Source organism: Rhodomicrobium udaipurense JA643 (assembly GCF_000636015.1).
Taxonomy (GTDB): Bacteria; Pseudomonadota; Alphaproteobacteria; order Rhizobiales; family Rhodomicrobiaceae; genus Rhodomicrobium; species Rhodomicrobium udaipurense.
In genome coordinates, this window is record NZ_JFZJ01000113.1 from 1 (window position 1) to 10,399 (window position 10,399).

Below are 10,399 nucleotides of genomic sequence, written 5' to 3' on the forward strand. Positions count from 1 at the left end.
TGCGCCCCTTCGTCTCGCCGACGGAAAAAACGCGCGCCGACTTCGCAAAGGACACGGAGACGCTCCCGGATTTCGATCCACCCGGCGATGTGAGAGCGGGCTTCGCCGAGAGTTTCCCCGAAGGCGCCGTCATCGAAGGATACGCACCGCTTGCGAAAGGCGGCGGCAGCCTTGGCCGCCCGCGCTACATCGCGGTGGCGACATGGCGTGGCGGGCGCATCGTGCGCGAGGCGAAGGCGCTGGTGCCGTCCGCATGGGATTACGCGCACAAGAAAGAGGGGTGGCCGCCGCGCTTCCGCGAGCTGGCGGATGGACCTTTCCGCGCGCCCGATCCTTTCCTCGACATCCGCGGCCGTTACCTGTTTCGCCGCATCGCGCCGGATTCGCGCAAGCTCGACTTTGGCGGCGAAATCCCGAAGCGCCTTCAGGGGCTGTTCCTCGAAGCGATGGGTCACGACATAGGCGCGATCCACGCCGCGAGCGTACAGGCCGAGGACATCGCCGCGCATCTGAAGGCGCGCCCCGAGGGCTGGCTGCGCGACGGCGCGATGTCGCTCAGCGCGCGCGTGCTCAAGGATTTCAAGGCGTGGCAGGCGGCCTACAAGCCGGAGCCCGCTACGCCGAAAGCCGGGAAAACGAAAAAATGACGAGGCATCCGAAGAAGCTCGATTTCCCGGTGAGCCAGGTACGCCGCTATCTGGAACCGGGCCCGATCGTGCTCGTCTCTTCGGCATGGCAGGGCAAGACGGACGTCATGACGCTCGGCTGGCAGACGGTGATGGAGTTTTCGCCGTCGCTCGTCGGCCTCATGATCTCGGCCGGCAATCACAGCTTCGAGCTGATCCGGCAATCGCGCGAGTGCGTCATCAACCTGCCGACGACGGCGCTCACCGATATCGTGGTCGGCGTCGGCAATACGTCCGGTGCCGACATCGACAAGTTCGCGCATTTCGGCTTGGCGGCGGAACCTGCGAGCGAGGTCGGCGCGCCACTCATCGCCGAGTGCCACGCCTGTTTCGAGTGCCGCCTGCACGATGATGCGCTCGTCGACACCTACAATTTCTTCATCTTCGAGGTCGTTAAAGCGCATGTCGCGCCGTCGCCGAAGCATCCGGAGACGCTCCATTATCTCGGCGGCGGCGAGTTCATGGTTTCGGGCAAGATCATCTCGCGGCGATCTCAGTTCCGCCCGGAGATGCTTTAGCCGTTTCGGTCAGCTACGCTCGATCTCGCTCGCAGCCCGGTCGAGCGCGCCGGTGATCACCTGCACGGCCTCCGGCGAAAGCGGACCCTTCGACAGGCGAACCTGAACGGCTGCGCGGAGGTTATCCATCGCGCGGATCATCTCGGGCGCGGGGTTCGCCCCGAAGCGGGCGCGCGCTTCCTCAAGCCTTCCGCGCACCGCGGTAACTTCCTGAACCCGCGCGGCGAGTTCGGCGCGGCCCTGATCCGTCAGGCTGTAAAGCTTCTTCGCACCCTGCGTTTCGCTGACGATCAGGCCGGTTTCTTCCAGCAGCGTCAGCGTCGGATAAATGACGCCGGGGCTTGGCGTATAGGCACCGTTGAAGGCGTCCTCGATGGCCTTGATGATCTCATAGCCATGGCGCGGCTGCTCTCCGATCAGGTCGAGCACGAGCCAGCGCAGGTCGCCCTGCTCAAGAGGGCGGTCATGACGTCCGCGCCTGCCGCCGAAGGGATGATCCCGCCAATCTCCGCCATGGCGAGAACCGCCGCGCTTTGAGCCGTGCCCGAACACCTTGTCGCCTCCTTCGATATATCTGCGCGCGGCTATATCATCGAACCTGCCGCCGTGCGAGCGGCAACGCCCGAACTCGCGTTCGCCCGAATTCTCGGAGCCAGGGAGCGCGCCAAAGCGACCGCGCACTCTTGCGAACCAGCCCCGCCCTTCTTGATGGTCACAGCCGCGACCTTCGTCGCACTTCCCGCGCGAGCGTTCGCCCCTGTTGGGTCGGCCTTCAGGCCAATTACTAAAAGACATGTTTTAGTTCCTTCTTAGATATATCTTTTGCATGCCCACACCAATACGCCCATTCCGACGCGATGGCAAGTGCGATATATCTAAGACGGTCGAAAAAGTCGCCGGGGGACGGGACGGCTTGCGCCTCACACGCGATAGTAGTCCCGATACCAACGCACGAAGCGCGGTATGCCGACCTCGATCGGCGTCGTTGGCCGAAACCCGGTCGCCGCTGCGAGCCGCTCGATGTCCGCGTGGGTGTCCGGCACGTCGCCGGGCTGCATTGGCAACAAGTTGCGGATCGCCTTTTTACCTATGGCGTCCTCGATGCAGGCCACGAAGTCGTTGAGCTGCACCGGCTCGTTGTGGCCGATGTTGTAGATCTCGAAGGCGGGTCCGCTCGCACCCGCAACCGGCGTCATATCCACGACGCGCAATACGCCATCCACGATGTCGTCGATATAGGTAAAATCGCGCGCGTGGTCGCCATTGTTGAAAAGATCGATCGGGCGACCTTCGATGATCGCCTTCGTGAAAATGATCGGCGACATATCTGGCCGACCCCAGGGGCCATAGACGGTAAAGAAGCGCAGGCCGGTCATAGGCAGCTTGAAAAGATGCGCGTAGGCGTGCGCCATCAACTCGCCCGACTTCTTGGTCGCCCCGTAGAGGCTCGCGGGCGCGTCGGTCTTGTCCACCTCGGCGAACGGCAGCTTCGCGTTCAGGCCGTAGACCGAGCTGGACGACGCAAAAACGAGGTGCTCGGGCCGGTGCGCACGGCACCCTTCGAGGATGTTGAGAAGGCCGGTGACGTTCGAGTCGAGATAGGCTTGCGGGTTTTGCAGCGAATAACGCACGCCCGCTTGCGCCGCGAGATGTACGACCCGGCGAGGCTTAAAGCGCGCGAAGGTGTCGCGCACGGCGTCGGCATCGGCGAGATCCGCCTTCACGAAGGTGAACGCCCTCTCGCCCGCGAGGTGTTCAAGCCGGGCGTGCTTAAGCGAGGGGTCGTAGTAATTGTTGATATTATCGAAGCCGACAACCGCCTCGCCACGCGCGAGCAAGACCTTTGCAACATGAAAGCCGATGAACCCCGCCGCACCTGTTACCAGAATTGTCATGCTTCGGCCTGACTGTTTACGATTGTCATTTCAGCCGGTATGGCCCAAATTCAACGCGTGAACAATTGCTCCGGTTGAAATGCACATGATCGCGCGAATTTATAAACCGGCGAAAACCGCCATGCAGTCCGGCCTCGCGAAAGCCAAGGACTGGGTGCTCGATTACGAGCCCGCATCCGCGCGCGAGATCGAGCCGCTGATGGGCTGGACGAGTTCGAACGATATGCTGAGCCAGGTTCGGCTGTTCTTCGAAACGAAGGAAGAGGCCGTGAATTACGCGAAGAAAAACGCGATCCCCTATCGCGTGTTCGAGCCGAACCCTCGCGCGGCGATCAAGAAGTCCTACTCCGACAACTTCAAATATGGCCGGATCGGAAGCTGGACGCACTGACGCAAGCGATAACGCTAGAAGTCGAGCGGGATGATTGGAACGACGCTGCCCGCATCGAGAGCGGCGGCGTAAGGCGCATGCACGATCAGGCAATCGGCGGCGGCGAAGACGGAAACGAGCGAACTGTCCTGATCGCCTAGCGGCGTCACCGCGCCGTGCTCGCGGCGCCCCCGCATATAATGTTGCCTCGGGCCGTTCGCGGCGAGGGCAACCGCGAGCGGCGCTTCGTCGAGCGTAATGTCCGGCGCGCGGCCTAGCATCCGGTCGAGCAGCGGCTTCAGGAACAGTCGCGCGCAGACGAGCGCCGCGACAGGATTGCCCGGCAGGCTCAGCACGCGTTGGCGGCCGAGACGCCCCGACATGAGCGGCTTTCCGGGCCGCATCGCCACGCGCATCACCTCGAACTGCGCGCCCGCCGCTTCGAGCGCGCCTTGAACGAGGTCGTGCGCGCCGACCGAAGCCCCGCCAATGGTGACGAGAATATCGGCATCGCGCGCGGCGGAAATGGCGGCGGCGAGGCTTTCCCGCGTGTCCCGCGCGATGTCGAGGCAGTCCGCCGTCCCGCCCCATGCCGCCACCGCCGCCGAAAGCCCCGCCGGCACCGACGACACGATCTGCCCCGCGCGAAGCTCCGCCGCCGGTTCGGCAAGTTCGTCGCCGGTTGCCAGCACGGCAACGACGGGCCTGCGTCGCACCGAAAGCGACCCGTGGTTCATCGCGGCGGCGAGCATGATCTTGCGCGCGTTGAGCGTCTCGCCCGCGCCGAGCATGTTTTCACCCTCCCGAAAATCGTAGCCGCGTCGGCGGATATGCGCGCCGGGCGGCACGACTTCGAGCACCGTCACCACGCCGTCCGCCTCACGCGCCGCTTCCTGCACGACGACGGCGTCGGCCCCGGCCGGGACGGGAGCGCCCGTGAATATGCGTGCGGCTTGCCCCTGCCCGACCGTGCCTGCGAACCCATGCCCCGCCGCCGCTTCGCCGATCACGGCTAGGCGCGCGGGCGCGGCGGCGATGTCGGCGGCGCGGACCGCATAGCCGTCCATCGCCGAGGCATCGAACGGCGGCTGCGTAAGCTTCGCGGCGAGGTCCGCCGCGAGAACGCGGCCCCCTGCGTCGAGAAGCGATACGATTTCAGCGGCGACCGGCTCGACGTAGGCGAGAATTTTCGCCAGCGCCTCATCGACGGGGATCGGTTGCGGCATCGGCTTCTCCTGCCTCGGTTCAAGCATCACGTTCCGGCGACACCGCACGCGCCAAGGAAGGTGGCGTGACTCGCCTCCTTACATTTTTATTCTTTGCTGGCGGCAACACATGCCGACTTGGCCAAGAAGTTTTTCGGTAGCGATGACGCTCGCGAGCCTGCCTCGTCCTGATGCCCGAAGCAACAACGCCGCGCTTGTTCGATGAACAAGCGCGGCGTCACCGCATGCCGTCGGCCTTACGCTGCCTGGCCCTTGGCTCGACGGCATGCGATCTGGGTCAGGCTAGCAGCCTGTAAGCGGGAAGGGTGAGAAACTCCGGACATTCGCTCGCGAGCGTCAACGAGAGGAAAATATCGCCTGCCTCATAAAATCGACCGGCATCGAAGGCATCTGCGCCAAATGTCTCGCGAAGCTTCGTCACTTCCTCGGCGAAGACCGCTTCGACGAGCGCGCTGGTAACGGCGCGACCGTCATCAAGCGGTGCTGCGTGATGCAGCCATTGCCATACCTGCGCGCGGCTGATCTCGGCCGTGGCCGCATCCTCCATCAGGTTGTAGAGCGGAACCGCGCCGCGCCCGCGCAGCCACGCCTCGATATACTGCACGCCGACGCGAATGTTCTCGCGGAGCCCCGTTTCGGTGCGGCTGCCTTCGTGCACCCCGAGCATCTGCTCTCGCGTGACGATGACATCCTCGCGCGAGACATGAAGCTGATTTGGCGTCGGCATCAGGCGGTTGAACACCTCCATGGCCACTGGCACAAGGTCGGGATGAGCCACCCAGGTTCCATCGTGGCCGTCGCCCGCTTCGCGCTCCTTGTCGGCGCGGACTTTTGCGAAGGCGGCTTCGTTCGTGGCTGGATCGTTCTTCACGGGGATCTGCGCCGCCATGCCGCCCATGGCGAAAGCGCCGCGGCGATGGCAGGTCTTGATGAGCAGCAGCGAATAGGCTCGCAGGAAGGCGCTGCCCATGACCATGGCGGAGCGGTCCGGCGTGAGGAAACGGCGGTTCTTTCCGAGCCGCTTGATGTAGGAGAAGATGTAATCCCAGCGCCCGCAGTTCAGCCCGACGATATGGTCTCGCAGTTCGTAGAGGATCTCGTCCATTTCGAAGGCGGCGGGCAGCGTTTCGATCAGCACCGTGGCCTTGAACGAGCCGTAGGGTATGCCGAGCGCTGCTTCCGCATGCGCAAGCACATCGCGCCACAGCCGCGCCTCCAGATGGCTTTCGAGCTTCGGGAGGTAGAAGGCTGGCGTCGCCCCTGCGGCCATGATGGTGCGTGCGTTGTGGAACGCGTAAAGCCCGAAATCGACAAAGGCCCCGGCAATGGCCTTGCCATCGACCACGATATGATCTTCGGGGAGATGCCAGCCGCGCGGGCGCACGATCAGCACGGCCGGGTTCGGCTTCAGTTCGTAGCGCTTGCCGGTGCCGAAGTCGGTGAAATCCAGACGCCCCGCCCAGCGGTCCTTGAGGTTGATCTGCCCGTCGATGACGTTCTGGAAGGTGGGCGATGTGGCATCCTCGAAATCGGCCATGAACGTCTTTGCGCCGGAGTTCAGCGCGTTGACGATCATCTTGCGGTCGGTCGGGCCTGTGATCTCTACGCGCCGATCCTGAAGGTCGGTGGGGATATTGCGGATGCGCCAGTCGCCCGAGCGGATGTCACGCGAATCGGGCAGGAAATCCGGCCATTCGCCTGCGTCGAAGTGCTTTTGGCGTTCGGCGCGGAGCTTCAGAAGTTCCACGCGGCTTCTATCGAAACGGCGGTGCAGGTCGGCGAGAAAGGTCAGCGCAGCGGGTGTCAGAATCTCGTCGAAGCGAGGCCGCATCGCGCCGTGGACGACGACACCAGCAGGAGCTGGCGGCTGCTTTTCAGCGACAGTCATGGACGTTTCCTCGGGATGTTTTTGGCGCCGGGCGCGCCTCTACACGCGCCCGGCATAAGGCGGTCTATTCCGCCGAGAACTGGTTCATGGTGTTGCCGTGACCGCCCGCTTTCAGCGCGCGCTCGCCCGCGACCATTTCCTTGAAGGTGTCGCCCAGATCGGAGCCGACTTCGTGCTGATGCTTTACCGCCGAAACGCCGCGCCGGATTTCCTCGCGCTGCACGGTCGTGACATACGCCTTCATGCGCTCCGGCCCGAAATAGCCGCGGCTGAGTTCGTCGACGCTCTTCGCCGTGAGGTGGAAGGTCGGCAGCGTGATGAGGTTATGGAACACGCCCGCGCGGGCCGCGATGTCCGCCTGGAAGCGCTGGAGCCGCGCGTCAGCCTCGCGCCCGAGATCGGTGTCGTCAAACTCGGCCGACATGAGCGCCGCGCCGTCCGGATAGTCGTCCAGGCCGATGCGCGCTTCGGCGAGCCACTGCGTGCGCACCTGCTTGCGTAGGTTCAGCGTCCAGTTGAACGACGGCGAGTTGTTGTAGGTGAGCTTCGCATCCGGCACGACCCTGCGGATTTCGGAAACCATGCCCGCGATCTCGTCGACATTCGGCGTATCGGTTTCGATCCAGAGCAAATCCGCCCCGCCTTCAACAAGCGACGCGATGCAGTCCTCGACGACGCGCTGGTGCCCGGTGTTTTCCTTGAACGGAAACAGGCCGTTCGGCAGACGCACCGGCTTCACGAATTCGCCGTCGCGGTAGAGCGCAAGCTCACCCTCGCGGATCGGGTTCTTCGTGGTGATCGGCTCGGTCTTCAGCCACTTGATGTAGCCAGCAGCGAGGTCGCCCGAGTGCTTCGAAACCGGCACCTTCTGCGTAAGCCCCGCGCCAAGGCTATCGGTGCGCGCAACGATCACGCCGTCTTCGACGCCCAGTTCCTCGAAGGCCAAGCGGCAGGCGCGCAGCTTCTCGATGAAGTCTTCGCGCGGCACCGTCACCTTGCCGTCCTGATGGCCGCACTGCTTCGCGTCGGAGACCTGATTTTCGATCTGGAGGCAACAAGCGCCCGCCTTGATCATCTCCTTTGCGAGCAGATAGGTGGCGTGCTCGTTGCCGAAGCCGGCATCGATATCCGCGATGATCGGCACGACATGCGTTTCGAAGCTGTCGATGGCGGCGATGGCCTTCGCTTCAGCGGCCTTGTCTCCCGCCTTGCGAGCAGCGCGCAGATCCTTGAAGAGGTCGTTCATAGCCACTTCGTCGGCCTGACGCAGCGAGACATAGATTTCCTCGATCAGATCGACGACGGCCGTCTTCTCATGCATCGACTGGTCCGGCAGATGCCCGAAGCGGTTTCGAAGCCCCGCCACCATCCAGCCGGAGAGATAGACATAGGTGCCCTTCGCGGTGCCGCGCAGGCGCTTGACTGACTTCACCATCTGCTGCGCATGGAAGCCTGACCAGCAGCCGAGCGACTGGGTGAACTTGCTCGAATCCGCATCGTAGGCGGCCATGTCGGCGCGCATCACGGTCGCCATGGCACGGGCGATGTCGAGATGCATATCGAATGTGTTCTGAAGCCGAAGCTGGACGATGTCGTCCACGAGGACGCCGCCGGGGGTGCGCCCTTCGGGATAGCGCGCGATGAGTTCGGCGTTGTGTTCTGTATAGGTTTTGCGTTGCCGCATGGTGTTTATCCTTCCCTGTTGGATTTTTGTTTGAGGCGATCAGTGCCCCGGAGGGCGGGGAGCCATCTGCCGCCCCGATCGTGCGTCCGCATCTTCGTGAGGCGCGAATTCGGGCCAGTCGGGATCGCTGCCGCGCGGGCTGACCGAGAGTGCGAAGCCTTCCGGGCGATCCGGCCACCGTGGCGTTTCGCTCGTCACTGGGGGGAGCGTGTCCGGTGCCTTGAAGACAAGTCGCATTCGCGGAATCCCTTGTGATCTGCTTGTTGATCACACAATATTCGCCAGCTATTTCTTGAGATAGAGCTGAATTTGCGGGGATTTGTGAAGGGGTCAGTGCGATTTTGCGAGTCTTGCGAATGCAAGGCAGACAGTGCCCGAATAGCTATAGCTTCCCGCGTGTAGCCAAGTCTTCTGGCCAATGCGGCGCCCGATGCGGCCGATATCGAACTCGATCCGAGCCGTGTACTCATAACGGCTTGCCCACCAGAAGCGTGTTGCGATGAGCCCGACGACCGCGAGAGCGGGGTGTCCTTGTCGTAGCGGGTAGCGACGCCACCGAAGTGTTGGAGCACCAGAGCGACAGTGAGTTGCTTGTGACTTACTCGTCAGATGAAGATCTGGTTGTAGAATACAACCTGGGAATGTGACCATTTGTCAACATCAGGGTCAAATTCAACTTGTGATTGTACATCCGCGTTGCTTGGAATCAGGGACTCTGATCTCGTCCGGACAAGGAGCGCATAAGTCGCATTCAGCCAGTGCATGGCTGAGAATGACCCACGCCCGGCGAAATTTTTTGGAGAAGGTCGATGTTAAATCAGAAAGTGCATATACTTAGCACTCTCCGTTATGCGCTCGCGGCCGGGGTCAGCGCCGCTGCATTGACAGCAATGGCAAGCGCGCCAGCTGTGGCCTTGGATTGTCCAGGCGGCACGAATACATTGACCGGCACCAACGCCGGAAAAACGAACGGAACCGGTGGTTTCCTAGGCAGTAACAGCTTGAACTGCACCGGCAATACCGTGGATGGCGCGGAAGCCCTTCGCAACAACGGTAATGCGACATTGCCCGGAACGTCCGGAGCGGCCGTTCTCACAAACAATACTGTCGTGGGCAATTCCGCGAACGGAAACGGCAGCGGTCTGACGTCCGGAAATGCGACGCTCATAAACAATAACGTCCAAGGTACCGATTCGCTCAGCCTGAACGGAACGTCGCTTTTAGGCGGCAACGCTAATATCCAGAACAACAATGTTCAGGGGAACAATTCGCTTTCGAGCAACGGTCTCCTTGGCGGAAACGCGACGATCAGTAACAACGCGGTTATCGGCAACAACTCAGGCAGCCTGAACGGCCTGGCCCAAACCGTTACCGTTTCCAATAACAGGATCGTCGGCGATAATTCGGGCAGCGGAAACGGCGGCAACGTAACCGACAACAGAATTTTTGGCGATAATTCTGGCAGCTTGAACCTCGCGGGTTCCGTGGCGGGTAATACCATTATCGGCAATGCATCCGGTAGCGGCAACGGCAATAACGTCCAGAACAATACGATCATCGGAAACGGATCAGGCAGCCTTAACCTCGGCGGTCCTGTTACGGGCAACAAGATTATCGGCGATCTTTCGGGTAGCGGTAACCTCGGCTCGGTGACAGACAACACCATAATAGGCAACGGCTCCGGCGGCCTAAATCAGACCGGGTTCGCCAACAATACTGTCATCGGCAACACCTCGGCTCTCGGCAACGGTGCGAATTACTCGAACAACCTCGTCGTCGGAAACCTGTCGGGTTCCGGCAACGGCCAGAATTTCCAGAACAACAAGATCATCGGCAGCGGCTCCGGCAATCTCTCCGGCGCAGACGTCCAGAATAACACCGTCATCGGCGACGTCTCCGGCAACGGCTATGCAGATGGTGCCGCCTTCAACACTGTGCTGGGCAATTTCAGCGGCAACGGTGTGAACGGTTCGGGCAATCTTGCGGTAGGCGTCCTCAGCGGCAACGCAGTAACCGGCAACAGCAACAAGGCTGTCGGCAACGTGTCAGGCAACGTCGTGAATGGCTCGTTCAATTCGGCGTTCGGCGACCTCAGCGGCAACTTCGTAACGGGCGACCGCAACCTCGCGACC

General features: G+C 62.4%; 8 protein-coding genes and 1 pseudogene. 4 read left to right on the forward strand and 5 right to left on the reverse strand.

The annotated features are described in order from the left end of the window. Both T281_RS19160 and T281_RS13675 read left to right on the forward strand, forming a co-directional pair. Positions 1–647 (forward strand): annotated as a pseudogene (locus tag T281_RS19160) (DUF2252 family protein); the annotation flags it as partial. Next, the gene (locus tag T281_RS13675; protein WP_037240222.1) at positions 644–1,204 is read left to right on the forward strand and encodes a flavin reductase family protein; all 561 of its coding nucleotides are present in this window, start codon (positions 644–646) and stop codon (positions 1,202–1,204) included. The pseudogene T281_RS19160 and the gene T281_RS13675, both read left to right, overlap by 4 nt. 9 nt (positions 1,205–1,213) lie before the next feature. On the opposite strand, the gene T281_RS18390 is transcribed toward T281_RS13675, so the two are convergent. Both T281_RS18390 and T281_RS13685 read right to left on the reverse strand, forming a co-directional pair. Further along, positions 1,214–1,756, reverse strand: coding sequence for a PadR family transcriptional regulator (locus T281_RS18390; RefSeq protein ID WP_245269249.1), 543 nt, complete (start codon positions 1,754–1,756; stop codon positions 1,214–1,216). Positions 1,757–2,124: 368 nt separating this feature from the next. Beyond that, positions 2,125–3,099, reverse strand: coding sequence for an NAD-dependent epimerase (locus T281_RS13685; protein WP_037240224.1), 975 nt, complete (start codon positions 3,097–3,099; stop codon positions 2,125–2,127). 85 nt (positions 3,100–3,184) lie between these two features. Here T281_RS13685 and T281_RS13690 point away from each other — a divergent pair, with 85 nt between their 5' ends. Next, positions 3,185–3,490, forward strand: a complete 306-nt coding sequence (locus T281_RS13690; protein WP_037240236.1) for an ETC complex I subunit — start codon at positions 3,185–3,187, stop codon at positions 3,488–3,490. 14 nt (positions 3,491–3,504) lie between these two features. On the opposite strand, the gene T281_RS13695 is transcribed toward T281_RS13690, so the two are convergent. From T281_RS13695 to T281_RS13705, 3 genes are all read right to left on the reverse strand, one after another. Continuing rightward, entirely contained in the window at positions 3,505–4,695 is a 1,191-nt protein-coding gene (locus tag T281_RS13695; RefSeq protein WP_037240239.1) for a molybdopterin molybdotransferase MoeA, read from the reverse strand. 277 nt (positions 4,696–4,972) lie between these two features. Then, complete coding sequence (gene aceB, locus T281_RS13700) at positions 4,973–6,583, reverse strand: malate synthase A (protein WP_037240227.1); 1,611 nt, start codon at positions 6,581–6,583, stop codon at positions 4,973–4,975. Between the two features lie 64 nt (positions 6,584–6,647). After that, a complete protein-coding gene (locus tag T281_RS13705; RefSeq protein WP_037240229.1) occupies positions 6,648–8,267 on the reverse strand; it encodes an isocitrate lyase in 1,620 nt (539 codons plus the stop codon). Between the two features lie 809 nt (positions 8,268–9,076). Between T281_RS13705 and T281_RS18865 the strand changes: the two genes are divergently transcribed. Further along, the coding region (locus T281_RS18865) for a beta strand repeat-containing protein (protein ID WP_245269250.1) at positions 9,077–10,399 on the forward strand (1,323 nt) is incomplete at its 3' end.

Excerpts from the sequence above, each read along its gene's own strand:
- T281_RS13685 (WP_037240224.1), bottom strand. The coding sequence starts at position 3,099 with ATGACAATTCTGGTAACAGGTGCGGCGGGGTTCATCGGCTTTCATGTT.
- T281_RS13695 (WP_037240239.1), bottom strand. The coding sequence starts at position 4,695 with ATGCCGCAACCGATCCCCGTCGATGAGGCGCTGGCGAAAATTCTCGCC.
- aceB (WP_037240227.1), bottom strand. The coding sequence starts at position 6,583 with ATGACTGTCGCTGAAAAGCAGCCGCCAGCTCCTGCTGGTGTCGTCGTC.
- T281_RS13675 (WP_037240222.1), top strand. The coding sequence starts at position 644 with ATGACGAGGCATCCGAAGAAGCTCGATTTCCCGGTGAGCCAGGTACGC.
- T281_RS13690 (WP_037240236.1), top strand. The coding sequence starts at position 3,185 with ATGATCGCGCGAATTTATAAACCGGCGAAAACCGCCATGCAGTCCGGC.
- T281_RS13705 (WP_037240229.1), bottom strand. The coding sequence starts at position 8,267 with ATGCGGCAACGCAAAACCTATACAGAACACAACGCCGAACTCATCGCG.